This window comes from Cobetia sp. Dlab-2-AX (assembly GCF_024124625.1).
In the GTDB taxonomy this organism is placed as follows: domain Bacteria; phylum Pseudomonadota; class Gammaproteobacteria; order Pseudomonadales; family Halomonadaceae; genus Cobetia.
In genome coordinates this window covers 24608-43122 of sequence record NZ_JAMXRV010000013.1, presented here as the reverse complement: position 1 = coordinate 43122, position 18515 = coordinate 24608, and the positions used below count along the sequence as shown (strand labels likewise).

14 protein-coding genes and 1 pseudogene are annotated in these 18515 nt (G+C 64.1%); 11 read left to right on the top strand and 4 right to left on the bottom strand.

Annotated features, from left to right (window positions below; genetic code table 11):
- Positions 1–97 precede the first annotated feature (97 nt).
- The 11 genes from NH396_RS16160 to NH396_RS16110 all read left to right on the top strand — a co-directional run bounded on the left by NH396_RS16160 (position 98) and on the right by NH396_RS16110 (position 13076).
- The gene (locus tag NH396_RS16160; protein ID WP_253064919.1) at positions 98–655 is read left to right on the top strand and encodes a lipocalin family protein; all 558 of its coding nucleotides are present in this window, start codon (positions 98–100) and stop codon (positions 653–655) included.
- A gap of 274 nt (positions 656–929) precedes the next feature.
- Positions 930–1748, top strand: a complete 819-nt coding sequence (locus NH396_RS16155; RefSeq protein WP_253064917.1) for a DUF1338 domain-containing protein — start codon at positions 930–932, stop codon at positions 1746–1748.
- The gene (locus tag NH396_RS16150; RefSeq protein WP_253064915.1) at positions 1745–2767 is read left to right on the top strand and encodes a succinylglutamate desuccinylase; all 1023 of its coding nucleotides are present in this window, start codon (positions 1745–1747) and stop codon (positions 2765–2767) included. The genes NH396_RS16155 and NH396_RS16150 overlap by 4 nt, the downstream gene beginning before the upstream one ends.
- A 582-nt stretch (positions 2768–3349) precedes the next feature.
- On the top strand, positions 3350–4132 hold the full coding sequence (locus NH396_RS16145) for an ATP-binding cassette domain-containing protein (protein ID WP_366071756.1): 783 nt from the start codon (positions 3350–3352) through the stop codon (positions 4130–4132).
- Between the two features lie 174 nt (positions 4133–4306).
- Positions 4307–5131 (top strand): transporter substrate-binding domain-containing protein, encoded by an 825-nt coding sequence (locus tag NH396_RS16140; RefSeq protein ID WP_253064913.1) that lies wholly within the window; start codon positions 4307–4309, stop codon positions 5129–5131.
- Between the two features lie 41 nt (positions 5132–5172).
- Entirely contained in the window at positions 5173–5889 is a 717-nt protein-coding gene (locus NH396_RS16135; protein WP_176677830.1) for an ABC transporter permease, read from the top strand.
- A gap of 41 nt (positions 5890–5930) precedes the next feature.
- Positions 5931–6683 (top strand): ABC transporter permease, encoded by a 753-nt coding sequence (locus NH396_RS16130; protein WP_225348169.1) that lies wholly within the window; start codon positions 5931–5933, stop codon positions 6681–6683.
- Positions 6684–6932: 249 nt separating this feature from the next.
- Complete coding sequence (locus NH396_RS16125) at positions 6933–7697, top strand: transporter substrate-binding domain-containing protein (protein WP_253064911.1); 765 nt, start codon at positions 6933–6935, stop codon at positions 7695–7697.
- Positions 7698–8007: 310 nt separating this feature from the next.
- Positions 8008–9297, top strand: a complete 1290-nt coding sequence (locus tag NH396_RS16120) for an efflux RND transporter periplasmic adaptor subunit (RefSeq protein WP_253064909.1) — start codon at positions 8008–8010, stop codon at positions 9295–9297.
- Entirely contained in the window at positions 9294–12488 is a 3195-nt protein-coding gene (locus NH396_RS16115; RefSeq protein ID WP_253064907.1) for a multidrug efflux RND transporter permease subunit, read from the top strand. The genes NH396_RS16120 and NH396_RS16115 overlap by 4 nt, the downstream gene beginning before the upstream one ends.
- Positions 12489–12665: 177 nt before the next feature.
- Complete coding sequence (locus NH396_RS16110) at positions 12666–13076, top strand: hypothetical protein (RefSeq protein WP_253064905.1); 411 nt, start codon at positions 12666–12668, stop codon at positions 13074–13076.
- 141 nt (positions 13077–13217) lie between these two features.
- On the opposite strand, the gene NH396_RS16105 is transcribed toward NH396_RS16110, so the two are convergent.
- The 4 genes and pseudogenes from NH396_RS16105 to NH396_RS16090 all read right to left on the bottom strand — a co-directional run.
- Positions 13218–13829: a nucleotidyltransferase family protein gene (locus NH396_RS16105; protein WP_253064903.1), complete on the bottom strand. Its 612-nt coding sequence runs from the start codon at positions 13827–13829 to the stop codon at positions 13218–13220.
- 32 nt (positions 13830–13861) lie between these two features.
- Entirely contained in the window at positions 13862–14887 is a 1026-nt protein-coding gene (locus tag NH396_RS16100) for an XdhC family protein (protein ID WP_253064901.1), read from the bottom strand.
- A gap of 103 nt (positions 14888–14990) precedes the next feature.
- Positions 14991–17375 carry a molybdopterin cofactor-binding domain-containing protein gene (locus NH396_RS16095; protein ID WP_253064899.1) on the bottom strand — a complete coding sequence of 795 codons (2385 nt, stop codon included), beginning with the start codon at positions 17373–17375 and terminating at the stop codon, positions 14991–14993.
- A gap of 133 nt (positions 17376–17508) precedes the next feature.
- A pseudogene (locus NH396_RS16090) lies at positions 17509–17955 on the bottom strand ((2Fe-2S)-binding protein); the annotation flags it as partial.
- Between the last annotated feature and the right edge of the window lie 560 nt (positions 17956–18515).

The following is an 18515-nucleotide window of genomic DNA, read 5'->3' as shown; positions in this document are numbered from 1 at the left end:
AGACAAGGATGCCATCTCGTCCTTTTCTCATGACCCGCATCACGCCAGGACGCCCCACGACTCATCAACGGGGCGTCCTGGCGCATGGAGCCTGCCAATGACACGCCTGCCGCATCTTGCCTTCTCTCTCATCGGTCTCGGCCTTCTCGGCGGCTGCGCCGGAGTCCCCTCTGGCACCCAGCCCGTCGAGGGTTTCGAGCTCGAACGTTACTACGGTGAATGGCGCGAGATCGCCCGCCTGCCCAATGGCTTCGAGGAGGGCTTGAGCTGCGTCAGCGCTGATTACTCGCCCCGCGAGGACGGCGGCGTGCGCGTCATCAATCGCGGCTACAACGCTGAGCAAGGGCAATGGAGTCAGGCCGAAGGTCGCGCCTACTTCACTCAGGGCAGCGAGACGGCGGCCCTCAAGGTCAGCTTCTTCGGCCCCTTCTATGGCGGCTACAACGTGCTGGCGCTGGATGAGGACTATCAGTGGTCGCTGGTGGCCGGTGCCGATCGCGACTACCTGTGGATACTGGCACGTAAGCCACAGCTGGATGACGACACCTATCAGGCGCTGGTCGATCAGGCCGCCGAGCTGGGCTTCGCCACCGACGCGCTGATCAAGGTCGAGCAGGGCGATGCCTGCCCTTCTCCTGATGACACCGAACGCTGACTCCGGTCGCTGACACCGAACCCGGTCCCAAGACCCAAGGCCTGACACCAAGGTCTAAACCGGCGCGTGACGTTTATATGGTGCGGACAGCCGCTTTCATCCAACCGACCTCGCCTCTTGTCACGCGCGTGTGGCTCGCCAATGGTGAGCTGACAATCTTCCGGGGTAGCGCCTCGCCGAGTTCGCCACCCTGACGCCAATCGTTTGATGCTGTCGCCCAGTGCCAGTGATGCCTCGCTGCACTGGGCTACTCAGTTCAGAGGGAGCCCGTGCCATGGATATCCAGCAGTTCTTCAGCGCCCTGTGGGATGACTACGTCGCCATGACGCCCCAGGCCCAAAAGATCCAGGATGCCTTCATCGCTGACGGCGAGACCATCGTCAACGACCACGTCGCCTTCCGCACCTTCGATCGCGGGCCGATCACCCTGAGCGCGCTGGAGCCTCACCTGCTGGCGCTGGGCTACACCCGCTTCGCACCCTATGATTTCCGCGAGAAGAAACTGCGCGCCTTCGGCTATCTACCGCCATCTCCCGACATGCCGCGCGTCTTTCTCTCCGAGCTGAAATGCCACGAGCTGTCCGAGCGCGCCCAGGCGATCATCGATGGCCTGGTCAGCCAGATCTCGCCGGATGCCGCCACCCAGCCCTCCGTGCTGTGGTCGGGCCGCCTGTGGAAGGCGCCCAGCTTCGAGCAGTATCAGCGTCTGATGGAAGAGAGCGAATATGCCGCCTGGCTATCGATCATCGGCCTGCGCGCCAACCACTTCACCATCAGCGTCAACGCGCTCGAACGTCACGACACCCTCGACAAGGTGCTGGCGCGTGTCGAGGCGCTTGGCCTTGGCATCAATCCGGCCGGAGGACGCATCAAGGGCTCGCCCGAGGTGCTGCTGGAGCAGGCCTCCACCCTTGCTGACCGCCAGACCTTCACCTTCGCCGGTGGCGAGGAGCATGAGATCTCCACCTGCTACTACGAGTTCGCGCGCCGCTACCCCGATGCCGATGGCGAGCTGTATCAGGGCTTCGTGGCCGCCAGCGCCGACAAGATCTTCGAATCCACCAATGTCCGCCAGGAGCCGACTGCCTCGTGATTGCCGACTGGCTAGACCTGACACTCGAAGGCCACGCCAGCGCCCGTGGCATGGGCCGTATCCCCGGCGGCCGCTATGAGATCGTCGCGCCCGGCGTGCTGGAGATCACCCCCGACGTCATGGGGCCCGAGGCGCGCCCGTGCGTGATCTCCGCCGGCATCCACGGCAACGAGACCGCCCCCATCGAACTGCTCGGTGAACTGATCGCAGGCCTGGAAAGCGGTCATCTGATCGTCGGGGCGCCACTGCTGCTGATTCTGGGCAACCTGCCCGCCATCCGCAGTGGCGAGCGCTTCATCACCACCAATCTCAATCGGCTGTTCAAGCGCGCCGAGGCCAGTGTCACGGCCAACGACTGCCCGTCGGATGATGAGCCGGCGCGCGCGCGTCAGCTGATGGCGGCCGTGGACACCTTCTATGCTCGCTTCCCGCTGACCGAGGGCACGCGCCGTCTGCACTACGACATGCACACCGCCATCCGCGACAGCCTCTATCCGCGCTTCGCGGTGGTGCCCTTCAGTGATGGCGATGCCATCAGCGCAGCGCAGTGGCCGATATTGAGCGCCGCCGGCATCCAGGCCGTGCTGCACCAGCATCAGCACAGCTGGACCTTCTCGCACTATTCGCGCCACTACCATGATGCCGACGCCTTCACGCTGGAGCTGGGCCAGGTACGCCCGTTCGGCACCAACGACATGGCGGCGCTCGCACCGATGAAAGCCCTGCTCGCGGCGCTGGCGACCGGCACGGCGCCCGCCGAAGCGGACCCCAAGGCCATCGACTACTTCACGGTGGAAGTGGAATTGATGCGTCAGTCAGCCAACTTCACGCTGTGCTTCAGCGAGGATGTCGCCAACTTCACCGCCTTCGCCCCCGGCAGCGTGGTGGCCGAAGACGCCGCTGCTGGCCCCTGCATCATCGGCGATACGCCACTGCGGGTAGTCTTCCCCAACGCGAAGGTGGAGATAGGCGCCCGCGCCGCCCTGCTGCTGGCCGAGAGTTCGACACCGACAGACTGAGTTCCCAGACACTGAACTACAAGCGCCGACATTCTGCCCGCCCACTTCCCGCAGGGCGCAGCACGACGGCGCGATTGCACTGACGAAAGCCTTGACTACAACGACAACAGGCGACCTTGATCATGAAGACTCCTCCCCCACTGCCGGACGGCATCCACGTGCGTCCTTGCACGCTCCACCAAAGTCGTAATATTCCTCCACGCCAGATAGCGGTGAACCCTGCGTTGAGCTGGTAGAATCGGCCCCCTTTCCCGTCCACGACATGCAAGCACAGGCATTCTTGGCCTGTTGTAGACGGTCACTGGCAGCGAGAACGACGATCAATCGGACTGATCGTGAGGAACTGGCCATGCCCCTGACGGCATTCTCCGCCACTCCTCCCATGCCACGCCTTGCCGCCTCACCACGTCTGCGTCGCGCAAGTCAGCGAGTGGCAGTGAAGGCAGTGCCAGGCAGCCGTGCCATGTCGGCAACGAACCTGTATCCCGAGCCCGACCGCCCCGCGGCGGACTCGTGGCGTGTCATTGCCCCCAGGGCTGGCAACGTCCGGATTGGAGTAACTGCATGACCATGAGATCTTCCGTGGCCGAGAGCCCGAGCAGCGACGCGCTGCCTCTCGAGGTCCGCAACATCACCAAGTCCTTCGGCACCAATCAGGTGCTCAAGGGCTTGTCGCTGCAAGCACACAAGGGTGATGTCATCACACTGATCGGTGCGTCCGGTTCCGGCAAGAGCACCTTTCTGCGCTGCATGAACCTGCTGGAACAGCCGGACGGTGGCGACATCTTCGTGCATGGCGAACAGATCGGCTTCAAGGAAAGCCGCCGTGGCCGTGAACCGATGGACTGGCGTCAGGTCGAGCGCATGCGCGCGCGCCTGTCGATGGTCTTCCAGGGCTTCAATCTGTGGTCGCACATGACGCTGCTGGAAAATGTCATCGAGGCGCCGATCCACGTGCTCGGCAAGCCGAAGAAGGAAGCCATCGCCCACGCACGCAGCCTGCTGGACCGCGTCGGCCTGCTCGAGCGCGCAGACTACTATCCGGCGCAGATGTCCGGTGGCCAGCAGCAGCGCGGCGCCATCGCGCGCGCGCTGGCGATGGAGCCGGAGGTGATGCTGTTCGACGAGCCGACCTCGGCCCTCGACCCGGAACTGGTCGGTGACGTGCTCAAGGTCATGCGTGACCTGGCCGAGGAAGGCCGCACCATGGTGGTGGTGACCCACGAGATGAGCTTTGCGCGGGATGTCTCGAGCCAGGTGGTCTACCTGCATCAGGGACTGGTCGAGGAAGCCGGCAAGCCGGAAGACGTGCTGGGCAATCCCCAGTCGGAGCGCCTCAAGCAGTTCCTGGCGCCCAAGTACTGAGCAAGCGCCCTGATCACCAGTACTGATGAATGGCCCTTGGCCCATCGCTGAGCCAACCGCTCGGCCTGTGGCAGATCCGGCACGGTGATCCCGTGACCGGCACATGATTCAGCACCGCGAGCGCCACGCCAACGAAAGGCCTCGAGGTGTCCAAGACTTCAGGAATGACAAGCAATGAAACAGTTCGCGACACGTGCCCTGCTGGGCCTCACCCTCGGTCTCTCCAGCTTCGCCATCACCACCAGCGCCGTTCAGGCGGCCGATGTGCCGGACCCGCTGCGCCTGGGCATCGACGTGCCCTACGCGCCCTTCGGCTACAAGCTGCCCAGCGGTGAGCTGACCGGCTTCGAGATCGAACTGGGCAACGCCATCTGCGCCCAGCTCGCCACTCACTGCGAATGGACCGAGCAGGACTTCGACGGCATCATCCCGGGCCTGATGGCGCGCAAGTACGACGTCATCATGTCGGCGCTGACCATCAATCCGGAGCGTGAGCGTCAGGTGCTGTTCTCCGAGCCCTACTTCACGCCGCCGTCCGGCTGGTTCGTCAAGGCGGATAGCCCGCTGGCGGGCGCGGACAGCCTCGATGCCGAGGCCCTCAAGGGCAAGGTGATCGGGGTGCAACGCGGCAACCTGCAGGATCACTACGTCACCGACCTCTACGGCCGTACGGCAGAAGTGCGCCGCTACACCAAGCTCGATGACCTGGCGCTTGACATGGACAGCGGCCGCGTCGATGTCGCCTTCCTGGACCTGCCGGTCGGTCAGGACACCCTGGTCGACGCCAATGACGGCAACTTCGTCAACACCGGCAGCGCCATCAGCGAGCCGAAGAAGTACTTCGGCGACGGCTTCGGCATCGCCATGAAGAAGCGCGACCGCGACCTCAAGAAGGCCATCGATGGTGCCCTGGAAGCGCTCAAGGCCGATGGCACGCTCAAGCGTCTCAACGACAAGTACTTCGCCAGCGCCGCCACCGCGTCCGACAACCACCAGTAAGCCGCTGAACGGGTTATTCGGCGCTTCACGGGAGATTTCCCATGATTGACCTACAAGGCTACGGGCCCAGCCTGCTGGAAGGTGCCTGGGTCACGGTGCAGCTGGCCGTGCTGGCCCAGCTGCTGGCCATCGCGCTGGGGCTATTGACGGCGACGGCCAAGATGTCGCGCTCCACACCTCTGCGCTGGCTCGCGATGCTCTATACCACCATCATCCGCGGCGTACCGGACATCGTGCTGATGCTGCTGCTGTTCTTCGGCGGCCAGATCGGCATCAACATGGTCACCGACTGGCTGTACGACAGCTACGACATCGACGTCTTCGTCAATGTCGATGAGTTCACTGCCGGCGTCGTCACCATCGGCTTCATCTTCGGTGCCTACATGGGCGAAACCTTCCGTGGCGCCTTCATGGCGGTGGATGCCGGTCAGATCGAAGCCGGGCGGGCCTATGGCATGAGCAACTGGAAGGTCTTCAAGCGAATTCGCTTCCCGTTGATGATGCGTCACGCCCTGCCGGGGCTGGGCAACAACTGGATGGTACTGCTCAAGACCACCGCCCTGGTGTCGGTGATCGGGCTGGTCGACATGGTGCGTGTCGCCAGTGAGGCCGCCAAGGCGACCCACGAGCCCTTCACCTTTCTGTTGCCGGTCGCGGCGGGCTATCTGCTGATCGCCACCGTGTCCGAGTGGGGGCTGGCACGTCTCAAGCAGCGCTATAACGCCGGATTCGGGGAGGCCAGCGCATGGAACAACTGAATGAGGCAGGCTCCTCAGGCGTCATCGCCCAGCTGGGCCGGATGCTCGAGGATGCGCTGAGCGACAACTACATCTTCACCGCGACCACCCTCTGGCACTACTGGGAAGGGCTGGTCACCACCGTACAGCTGGTGTGTCTGGCGCTGCTCATCGGCCTGATACTGGCCGTACCACTGGCGATCATGCGCGGTTCGCGCCGTCGCTGGGTGAAGATGCCGGTCTATCTCTACACCTATGTCTTCCGTGGCACGCCGCTGCTGATCCAGCTCTATCTGATCTACTACGGCGTAGTGTTCTTCGACGGCTTCGACATCTCGCTGGGCGTGACCAGCGTGCATGTGCCCAGCATCCAGGAGACCTGGCTATGGGATTACTTCCGTGATCCCTTCGTGCCGGCGCTGCTGGCCTTCGTGCTCAATACCGCGGCCTACACCACCGAGATCTTCCACGGTGCCATCCAGTCGACCCCCAAGGGCGAGATGGAAGCCGCCCGCGCCTACGGCATGTCACGCGGCAAGATGATGCGTCGCATCATTCTGCCCAGTGCCTTCCGTCGGGCACTGCCGGCCTACGGCAATGAAGTCATCTTCATGCTGCATGCCAGTGCCATCTGCAGTGTGGTGACGCTGCTGGACCTCACCGGCGCCGCGCGTGACATCTACGCACGCTTCTACGCGCCCTTCGAGGCCTTCCTGTTCGTCGCCGCCATCTACCTGTGCCTGACCTTCACCATCATTGCTATATTCCGGCAATTGGAGAAACGCCTGCTGGCACACTTGAAACCATTAAGCTGAACGTCAAAAGCGCCCTTTGGAGGGCGCTTTTTTCATATCAGGAGATAACGGCAGGAATTCATCTCGTTTAACGACCGTTTGAATTTATCCATTGACCCTCTTCACCACAGCCTCGGTCTGGGCTAGTGTGGAGCCACTGGCATGACACACCCCCTTATGTTCCCGACTCAGACGACTGGTGTTCAGGAGGGAGTGTCTGATGCCACTGATCAGCCAGTATGACCAACAACAATGATGGATGGGACTGACATGAAGAAGCTTCTGGGAATCTCCCTGCTGGGTGCAGCATTGATGGCCGGTGGCGCTCAGGCGGCCGAATCGCTGCGCATCGGCGTCGACGTGCCCTACGAGCCGATGGAGTACAAGACACCCGACGGTGAGCTGACCGGTTTCGATATCGAACTGGGCAATGCCATCTGCGCGAAGATCAACCGCGACTGCGAGTGGGTCATCCAGGCATGGGACGGCATCATTCCCGGCCTGATGGCGCGCAAGTACGACGCCATCATGTCCTCGATGACCATCAATGAGGAACGCCGCGAGAAGGTGCTGTTCTCCGACAGCTACATCACCCCGCCGTCCGCCTGGTTCGCCCCGTCCGACAGCGAGCTGAGCGCCACCTCCACCGAGGCCCTGGCCGGCAAGGCCATCGGCGTGCAGCGCGGTACCCTGCAGGACAACTACGTCACTGATCTCTATGGCAAGAATGCCGAGGTCAAACGCTACACCACCGCCGATGACCTGGTGCTGGACATGGACGCGGGTCGCCTCGATATCGCCTTCCTCGATTTCCCGGTCGGCAAGTCCACCCTGATCGACGGCGGCAACGGTAACTACAAGGCCGTGGGTGAAGTGGTCACCGAGCCCAAGAAATACTTCGGCGACGGCTTCGGTATCGCCATGCGCAAGCGTGACAAGGACCTGGCCGAGCAGATCAACGGCGCCCTGGCCGAGCTGAAGGCCGATGGCACCTACGACACCATCCACACCAAGTACTTCGGCGAGAAACAGTAAACGCTCCCTGACAGGCTCATGATATGAGTGCTGACTGATACAGGTGACAGGCAAGACGACAAGCCCCGCAAGCCTCAGGCCGCGGGGCTTGTCGCATCACGCCAGTGCCGGGAAACGGACAGATGCCCCCCTGCGCCATCACCACGGGCGCAGAATGTCCCGTACTGGCACTCAACATTGCGCGTTGAATCACCGCCATCTGCACAATTGGTGCAATTTCAGCATCAAAGCAGTGTGTCTGATGGGACTTATCGATAATGCGCAGTCTCTCTAGGATGCCTTGCAACTCTTTCTGCAACGGTAGATTCCCATGTCGAGACTGAACTCACGTCCGGCGCGCCTTTCCCGTATCGCTTCTTCCCTGCTGCTGACCCTCGGCGGCCTGCTGACGCTCAGCGCCTGCAGTGAAGGCAGTGGTGAAGCGAACGACAGCGCGCAACAGACGCCCCCCACGATGGAAGTCGTCGCTGCCATCTCGCAGCCGGTGGCGGCCTGGCACACCTACACCACGCGCCTGGAATCTCCCCAGCGCGTACAACTGCGCCCACGCGTGAGCGGCGAAGTCGAAGAAGTGCTGTTCACCGAAGGCAGCCAGGTAAGCGCCGGCACGCCGCTGGTACGTCTTGATCAGCGCCCCTTCAAGGCTGAGGTCGAGCGACTGGAAGCCGATGTCGCGCGCTTCAAGGCCGAACTGGCCAACGCGCGCAGCGAGTCCGGTCGTGCCGCCAGCCTGGTCAAGCGCAACCTGATCTCCCGCGAGGAGGCCGATTCGCGCAGCACCAATGCCACCGGTCTGAACGCTCAACTCAAGGGTGCCATCGCTCAGCTGGAGCGTGCGCGCCTGGATCTGGACTACGCCACCATCCGCGCCCCGATCGACGGCCGCCTGTCCAATGCGCGCATCACGCGTGGCAACACGGTACAGGCGGGGGAAAGCGTGTTGACCACGCTGGTCGAGACCCGTCAGCTGGACGCCTATATCGACATCAGCGAGCTGACCTGGAACAAGGACTTCGCGCATGTCACCGCCGAGGACCATCTGCCGGTGGAACTGCAGCTGGCCGGACAGGAAGACTTCCCCTTCCACGGTGAGCTCGACTTCATCGACAACAGTGTCGACATCGATACCGGCACCCTGCGCATCGGCACCACCTTCAATGCCGATGATCCCGCTCTACGTCCGGGTGCCTTCGCGCGCCTGCGTATCGCCTCACCCGAGATCCGAGATGCCGTACTGATTCCGGAACGCGCCATCGGCACCGACCTGGACCGTCAGTTCGTCCTGGTGGTCGATGAGAACGACACCCTCGCCTACCGTGGCATCAGCACCGGTCCGCGCTTCGGCACGCTGCGCGCCGTGACCGATGGCCTGGCCGCCGGTGACCGCGTGTTGGCGGCTGGCCCCGCCAAGGCAGGTCCGGGCATGCCGATCAGCCCCAAGCTGGTCGACATCAAGGATGGCGGTGCCCTCAAGTCACTGGCGGCGCGCGTCTCCCGCCTGCAGGGGGAGCAAGCTGCCCGCCAGCTGAATCAGGACAACGACCAGAAGGCCGCGACTCTCGCCGAGGCTGACCGTCAGGCAGCCGGAGGTCGTTCGTGAACATCTCCGGTTTCTTCATCAAGCGCCCGGTCTTCGCCGCGGTGCTGTCGATCCTGATCGTCATCGGCGGCTTGCTGTCGCTGGTCAAGCTGCCTATCTCCGAGTATCCCGAAGTCGTGCCACCCACCGTGGTGGTGCGCGCCAACTATCCGGGCGCCAACCCGGAGGTCATCGGCTCCACCGTGGCCACGCCGCTGGAACAGGAAATCACCGGCGTCGAAGGCATGCTGTACATGGATTCCCAGGCGACCTCCGATGGCAACCTGACCCTGACCGCGACCTTCGCGCTGGGCACCGATCTGGACAAGGCTCAGGTCCAGGTGCAGAACCGCGTGGCTCGCGCCACGCCGCGTCTGCCGCAGGAAGTGCAGCAACTCGGCATCACCACCGAGAAGGCCTCGCCCAATCTGACGATGGTGGTCCACCTGACCTCCCCGGATGGCCGCTATGACCAGCTGTGGCTGTCCAACTATGCGCGCCTGAACCTCAAGGACAATCTCGCCCGTCTCGAGGGGGTCGGCGACGTACAGCTGTTCGGTGCCGGCGAGTACTCGATGCGCGTCTGGCTCGACCCGGACGCCGTGGCGGCGCGAGGCCTGTCTGCCGGTGACGTGATCAGTGCGCTGCGTGCGCAGAACCAGCAGGTCGCCGCCGGCTCCGTCGGTGCTCAGCCCTCGCCTGACGACAACCAGTTCCAGCGTCTTCTCAATGTACGTGGCCGTCTGGAAAGCACCGAGGAATTCGAGAACATCGTCATCCGTGTCGATGAAGACGGCCGTCTGACACGCCTGAAGGATGTCGCGCGTGTCGAACTGGGCGCCGACAGCTATTCGCTGCGCGCCAAGCTCGATGGCAAGGATGCCGTGGCGATGCCGATCTTCCAGCGTCCGGGGTCAAATGCCATCGCACTGTCGGATTCCGTACGTGAACGCATGAGCGAGATGTCCGACGCCTTCCCGGATGGCGTCAGCTACGACATCGTCTATGACCCGACGGTCTTCGTGCGTGGCTCCATCGAGGCGGTCATCGACACCCTGTTCGAGGCCATCCTGCTGGTGGTGATCGTGGTGATCCTGTTCCTGCAGACCTGGCGTGCCTCGATCATTCCGTTGATCGCGGTGCCGGTCTCGCTGATCGGGACGTTTGCGGTCATGCAGATGATGGGCGTGTCGATCAATACGCTGTCGCTGTTCGGGCTGGTGCTTGCCATCGGTATCGTCGTCGATGACGCCATCGTGGTGGTGGAGAATGTCGAGCGCAACATCGAGCTGGGCCACTCGCCCATCGAGGCCACCCGGATCGCCATGCGCGAGGTGACCGGTCCGATCATCGCCATCGCGCTGGTGCTGACGGCGGTATTCGTGCCGACGGCCTTCATCAGCGGCCTGAGCGGTCAGTTCTACAAGCAGTTCGCGCTGACCATCACCATCTCGACGCTCATCTCGGCCTTCAACTCGCTGACGCTGTCACCGGCGCTCTCCGCCTTGCTGCTCAAGCCGCATGGCAGCAAGCCGGACTGGCTGACCCGTGTCATCGACGGCCTGTTCGGTCGCTGGCTGTTCGCTCCGTTCAACCGTGCCTTCAATGCGATGGCCAACGGCTATACCGGCTTGATCAAGAAACTGCTGCGCTTCGGTGTCATCGTCGGCGTTATCTATCTGGCCCTGCTCGGCGCCACCGGCAAGCTGTTCGACAGCGTGCCCGGCGGCTTCATCCCGGGGCAGGACAAGCAGTATCTGGTCGCGATGGTTCAGCTGCCGGACGCCGCCAGCCTCGACCGTACCTCCGAGGTCATCGACGAGATGCAGGCACTGGCGCTGGACACACCGGGCGTGGCGCACACCGTGGCCTTCCCGGGGCTTTCCGTGAACGGCTTCGTCAATGCCTCCAACTCCGGCATCCTGTTCACACCGCTGGATGACTTCAAGGATCGTCAGTCGCCCGAGCTTTCCGGTCAGGCGATCGCCGCTCAGCTGAACCAGAAATTCGCCGGTATCGACGAGGCCTTCGTCGCCGTCTTCCCGCCACCGCCGATTCTGGGCCTGGGCACCACGGGTGGCTTCAAGTTGCAGCTGCAGGACCGCGGCAACAAGGGCTTCGATGAGCTGTTCGCCGCCGTGCAGACCATCACCGCCAAGGGTAACGCTGACCCGCGTCTGAGCAGCGTCTACTCCAGCTTCCGCATCCAGGTGCCGCAGTACGACATCGATCTGGATCGCGAGCAGGCGATGATCATGGGCGTGCCGGTGGAACGTGCCTTCGAAACCCTGCAGGTCTATATGGGCTCGCTGTACGTCAATGACTTCAACCGCTTCGGGCGTACCTATCAGGTACGCGCCCAGGCCGAGCAGTCGGCGCGTCTCGACCCGGATGACATCCGCAACCTCAAGGTGCGCAGCGACAACGGCCGCATGATTCCGCTGGGCAGCTTCATCAAGGTGACACCGACCACCGGCCCGGACCGCGTGATGCACTACAACACCTTCGTCAGCGCCGATATCAACGGCTCGCCGGCACCGGGCGTCTCCAGTGATCAGGCCAAGGCCGCCATCGAGGAAGTGCTGGCCGACAATCTGCCACAGGGCATCGGCTACGAGTGGACGGAGGTGACCTACCAGCAGGTGCTGGCCGGTAACACCATGATCTACATCTTCCCGCTGGTGGTGCTGCTGGTATTCCTGGTGCTGGCCGCCCAGTACGAGAGCTGGTCGCTGCCGCTGGCGATCATCCTGATCGTGCCAATGACACTGCTGTCGGCGTTGGCCGGCGTGTGGCTGACGGGAGGCGACAACAACATCTTCACGCGGATCGGCTTGATCGTGCTGGTGGCGCTGGCGTGCAAGAACGCCATCCTGCTGGTCGAATTCGCTCGCGAGCAGCAGCATGAAGGCCAGAATCGCCTGGACGCCGTGCTGACGGCCTGCCGCCTGCGTCTGCGCCCTATCCTGATGACGTCGGTAGCCTTCACCGCCGGGGTGGTGCCGCTGGTACTCGCCAGCGGTGCCGGCAGCGAGATGCGTCAGGCGATGGGCGTGGCGGTATTCTCCGGCATGATCGGTGTCACCGTGTTCGGCCTTCTGCTGACACCGCTGTTCTATGTTGGTATCCGCCGCCTGGTCGAGAAGCGTGAGTCGGATCAGGACGCTGCCACACCGGACAGCGATGCCGAGTCTGCTCGCCAGGCTCACTGACGGCCTCAGCGTCGAAAAAGGCAAGAACGGCAAGATGCCACGGGGCGTCGTGGCTTCAGCAACCGCTGAAGCATTGACTCCCCGTTGGCAACACTGCCATTCCGTTCGTGGCATGTTTACTGCTCACGACTCTCGGCATAATGCCCATCAATATCTACCCACTCGGGAGCAGGTGCCATGTACGCCGATACCTTCAATGATCTGGCCCTCGAGGCCGAACTCGAAAACTTCGCGCACCGCTGGTTCTCCATGCTCAACCGCATGGCGCCTGCCATCGAACTGTCGGAGCTGCTGGGCGAGGAGGCTTCCATCCAGCTGCTGGATGAAACCCTGACCGGCAGCGAGTACCTGGCCAACTGGGAGCAGCGTCGCAGCGAGCTGCTGGTCAATGGCCATGCACTCGGCTGGGTGCGTGCACAGCGCAACAGCCTCGACAGCGCCACTCTGCGCATGGGGGGTGAGCACCGCGCCGCCATGCGTGATGGCAGCGTGCTGCACACGCACTTCGACGCCGAGTGGGTGCTCGACCTGAGTTGGGGCGAGCCGCGTATCCAGAGCATCAAGCTGCTGGATATGCGTACGCTGTAACGCGATAGGCAGACAGCAAAAGGCCCCGTCACCATTAAGTGACGGGGCCTTTTGCTGTCTGGAGGGGCCTGTTTCCAGCGCACGTGACGTCTTTCAGTTTCAGCCTCTGAGTCTCAGTCCCTCTATCTAAGACCCTCTGTCTCAGTCTCTGATCTTAAGCATCGCTGGCGTGTCGATGTCGTGATGGATACCGACATCACCGACTGCCACCTCACGCAGCGCCTCGAGATGCCGCGTGATCACCTCGCGCGCGCCCTCGCCGCCGTCAAGCGCCGCAAGTTCTGCCCACAGCGTCCGCCCGAACAGCACCGGATGCCCGGGCCTGCTGTCCTCGCCGTCAAGCCTCGGTCGCACGATATGCACGTCATCGGCCTGGGCCTGCAGGGCATGAAAGGTCTGCGCCGTGATCTGCGCCATGTCCGCCAGCCATACCGCCGCCACCTGCACATGCGCCAATCCAGCCTCATCACTGAGCTGACGGAAGGCATCGCCGAGACTGGCACCGAGTCCGTTATCCGCCTGTGGCGCACGCCAGATCCGCCTGGCATGCTCACATGCGAACGCCTCTCCCAGCAGTGCGGCGGGATCATCGTCCTCACGCAGCAGCAGACGCCAGTCCACCTCGCAGGACATGACCCGCGACAGCGTCGCCATCAGCAGCGTCTGGCCATCCGCCAGACGCGCCTGACGCTTGTCACTGCCGAAGCGGCGACTCTGCCCTGCGGCCATGACCAGGATGATCGACTCATTCATGGGCGGCCTCCCTGACTGTCTCCTGAGCGGCTTCACAGGCTCTCGCGAGCGCGGCCACGGCGGATGCGCACGATATCGGCCATCACCGCCAGCGCGATCTCGGCCGGTGTCTTGCTGCCCAGATTCAGCCCGATCGGCATCACGATGCGCGCGATCTCCTCGGCACTGAGCCCACCGCTGCGTGCCAGCCGCTCGGCGCGTGCCGTTGAGGTACGCAGCGAGCCCATCACGCCGATATAGAACGCGGGTTGGCGTACCGCTTCGATCATCGCCAGGTCATCGATACGCGGGTCGTGGGTCAGTGCGACCACGGCGGTGGCGGCATGACAGCCGCCGGCGGCGATGAAGCGTGACGGCAACTCGCGACGCAGGCTGACGCCCTCGAGCGGCGCCTTGCGAGCCTCCCAGTCGGCCAGCACTTCCTCGCGTGGCTCACAGATGATCACCTCGAAACCGAGACTGACGGCGAAGGCGGCGCAGGCTTCCGCCACCGGCGAGAGGCCCGCCAGCAGCAGACGCGCCACCGGCCCGACCCGCAGCTGATAGCCGCACGTCTGCACCGCATGCCCCTTGAGCGGCTCGACCCGTTCCCCCAGCCCGCTGTCGCATTCAAGCGTACGCGCGCCATCCCCCTCCAGCATCACCTGCCGCAGACGCGGCGTCTGGCCCTCGAGTGCCGCGCGCAGCGCCTCGAGGTGCGCGATATCCGCGTCACAGGCGGTGAAGCGCTCGACCAGTACATCCAGGATGCCGCCACAGGGCAAGGCAATCCCCGCACCCTGATGGCCGCCCTCGCCATAGCGGATCACCTGGGCGGACGCGGTGAATTCCCCGTCAGCCAGGCGCGCCAGAAAGTCCTCCTCGACACAGCCGCCGGACAGCGAGCCACGATGTTGCCCATCGGCGCGCGCCACCAGCCAGGTGCCCGGCTCACGCGGCGAGGAGCCGAAGGTGGCCAGCACCGTGCACAGCCAGATCGGACGCGCAGATGGCTCGCCATCTGCGGGTGCCAGCCAGTCGATCGCCTGATGGATCACTTCAAGATCAAGGTGTTGCATCAACAATCTCTCATATCAGAAGCCAGCGCACGCTCTGAAGACTCGAAACCCGCCACCCGGGCATGCCGGAGTGGCGGGTTTCAGAGCCATTCGCTGGAGAAGGTCAGGCCTCGCTGAGCGCGGCCTTGAGCGCCGCCGGACGCATCGGCAGGTCACGCAGGCGCACACCAACCGCATGCTGAATGGCGTTGGCGATCGCCGGTGCGACCACCGTGGTGCCCGGCTCGCCGAGACCGACCGGCATCTCGGTGCTGTCGACGAATTCGAGATCCATCTGCGGCACCTGATGCATGCGCAGCGGCTGGTAGGCGCCCAGATTCTGCGCCACCGGACCGCCCTCGCGGTATTCGGTGCCTTCGTGCAGCGCCATCGAGACGCCCCACAGGAGCGAGCCTTCCAGCTGCGCCATTGCACCATCCGGATGCGCCAGCGTGCCGGCATCCACCACGCTGGTCAGCTTCTCGAGCTTGACCTCGCCCGTGCCGCGATCGACCTTGACCTGCGCCACACAGGCCACCCAGGTCGGCATGCTGCGTTCCTGACCGAAGCTCAATGCCACGCCCATGCCGGTGTCTGCCGGCAGGCTGTCGCGCTCGCTCCAGCCAGACTTCTCCATCACGCGCTTGAGCACGTTGCGCAGACGGTCGGCGCCGCCGGTGCTGACCGGCGCCTTGCCGGCATTGCGGCCTTCGGCGTCCAGCAGCGCAAGACGGAATTCGGCCGGGTCCTGGCTGGCCGCCAGCGCCAGCTCATCGATATGCTGTTCAACCGCCCACAGCGTCCAGCCCGGTGCGACCGAGCGCAGGTAGCCGGGCACGAAGGCCTCGTGAGCGACCTTGTTCTGCTGCGCCCAGACACGCTGGGTGCCGACGTTGTACCAGTGATCCGCGCCGCTGATGGAGAAGGAGTCCAGCTTGCCGCCGCCCTCGACCGCCTCTGCCAGGAAGGCCGGCATCAGGGCTGCCGTCGGCCAGCCGGCGGCGGCGGCGTGCTCGGAGGCCACGACACGCCCCTCGGCATCGAGACCGGAGCGCAGGCGCTGCACCGAGGGCGAGCGCACGCAATCGAAGCGGCTGTCATCCGGGCGCGTGAAGATCATCTTCACCGGACGCCCCACGGCCTTGGCCGCCAGCGCTGCCGGCACGGCGTAGTCACCGTGCAGACGACGGCCGAAACCACCGCCCAGATACAGCTGGTGATGGGTGACCTTGCCTTCCTCGAGCTCCAGCGCCTTGGTGACCAGTGAGGTCAGCAGGGACTGCTGCTGGTTGCCGCAGTGGATGTGCCAGTGGCCATCCTCTTCGTAGGCCAGCGCATTGGCCGGCTCCAGCGTGAAGTGCAGCACGCTTGAGGTGGTGAAAGTGGATTCCACCGTGGTGGCGGCATTCTCGAGCAGCGGCGCAGGGTCGCCCTGATCCACCAGCAACGAGCCATTGTCACGGCTCGGCGAGCTGACCAGACGCTGGCCCTCGGCCTGGATCGCCGTCTCGTCGACCTGATAGCTGTCGCCCTTGCTCCACTCGACCTTGAGCAGGTCGGTGGCGCGCATCGCCGCCGAGAAGTTGTCGGCGATGACCGCAAGCCAGCCCTGGCAGATGCCGGACGGGTCCTTGAGCTCGATGGTCTGGCGATAGCCGATGACCTTGCGGGCCTCGCTGTCATCGACGGCGGTGACCTTGCAGCCGAAGCGGCTCGGCGGCATCACCGGGCGCGCATGCAATGTCTTGCCGACACGCGCCTCGATCTCTGCCGGCAGGGTGTAGTCGATGCCGTAGACGGCCTGACCGTTGGTCTTGGGCGGCACGTCCAGCGCGTTGCCCCTGGTGCCCAGCACGCGACGCTCGGAGGCCGGCTTGAGCTCGATGGCTGCAAGCTCCTCCTCGGAGAAACTGCGCTCCAGCCCCGCCGCGACGATCTCGCCATAACCCAGCGACTGATCGCCACTGATGACGCGTCCCTTGCGCGCCTTGCAGCTCTCGACCGCCACGCCCATCTGCTGAGCGCCCGCCTCTATCAGCGCGATACGCCCCGCCGCACCGGCCTGTGACAGCGGCTGGTAGCTCTGGTGAACCGACCAGCTGCCGCCGGTGATCATGTAGCCCCACTTGGGGGCGCTGTCAACGTAATCGACCTTGACGCTGTCCCAGTCGGCCTCCAGCTCCTCGACCACCAGGCGCGCGAGGCTGGTAGCGACGTGCTGACCCATCTCGGACTTGGTGATATGCACGGTGACGGTGCCATCAGTGGCAATGGCGTACCACATGGTCGGCTCGAAGGCCCCGGCGGACAGCGTCTCGCTGGCCGAGCCCTTGCCGTCTGCCCCGGCGGCCAGCGCCGCGCCTGACACGCCGAAGGCCAGCATGGTGGAACCCGCCACACTGCCGATCAGGAAGCCACGCCGCGTGATACCGCCGCGACTGGAGGAAGTCTTGTGCGCGGCAGCAAGCTCGCGCTGATGCGCGGCCAGCTTGTCATCAAACCTTGCCATGGGACGTCTCCTCGACAGCAGAATGGGACACGGTGCCTGCCGTGGCACGAGGATCGAAGATGCCGACGCCGGCAGTCGCAGCCGTGGCGTCGGTCTGCTGACCGTTCACCTGGCTGGTGGCACGCTCACTGGCGATGGTGGCGGCACGCTTCACTGCGCGATGGATGCGCACGTAGGCCATGCAGCGACACAGGTTACCGGCCATGGCGGCGGTGACCTGCTCATCGGTGGGGTCGGGCGTGTTCTTGAGGAAGTCGGCGGCCTGCATGATCTGGCCGGACTGGCAGTAACCGCATTGCGGTACCTGCTCCTCGACCCAGGCCTGTTGCAGCGGGTGGTCATCGTTCTCGGCCAGCCCCTCGATGGTGACGATGTCACCACCCTCGGCTGCCAGTACCGGCAGGACACAGGTGCGCGCCGCTGTGCCATTCAGGTGTACGGTACAGGCACCGCACTGGGCGATCCCGCAACCGAACTTGGTGCCGGTCAGACCCAGGTGCTCACGCAGCACCCATAACAGCGGGGTCTGCGGATCGACCTCGAGACTGACGGCCTTGCCGTTCAGAGTGAAGTTGGCCAAGGGCTTCTCCTCAGGAGCATGAAGCAGGGGGCAGGGTTCGGACAACGCGTGCAGGCAGTCGTGGCCAGCCATGGCGTCAGCTGACTGACGTGGCGTGGGTTCGGCGTCAGGGACCGACCCCGGGCTGTGGACCTGGCACGATTCGAACCAGTGAATTCTACAGGTCACGATCAGGCATCATGGTGCCATCAAGGAAACAGTGTGGTGTCGCTGAGCTCATCATGACCATGCAGATGCTGTCTTGCATGCGACACAGTATAGCGTTTCACGCCTTGTCATCGGCAGATGTTTGCATGACATCGGTCCGCCTCGGGACAGGGGCGGTAGCGGTAGCGGTCGAGGACGATGGCAACGCCCCAGCGCGAGGGCTCCCGCGAAGGCATATGACTGGCTGGTATGGATGAGAGTGTCGCAGACGCGTCTGACAGTGGCGTTTCCGGCATCTGTACTTTTATGAGAATAAAGTGAAATGTAGCGAGAGCCCTAATGTAGCGAGAGTCCTCAAGCAGGACGTCCCGCCCATGGCCAGCACCGGGTGCAGGAACCGCAAGAACCGCAAG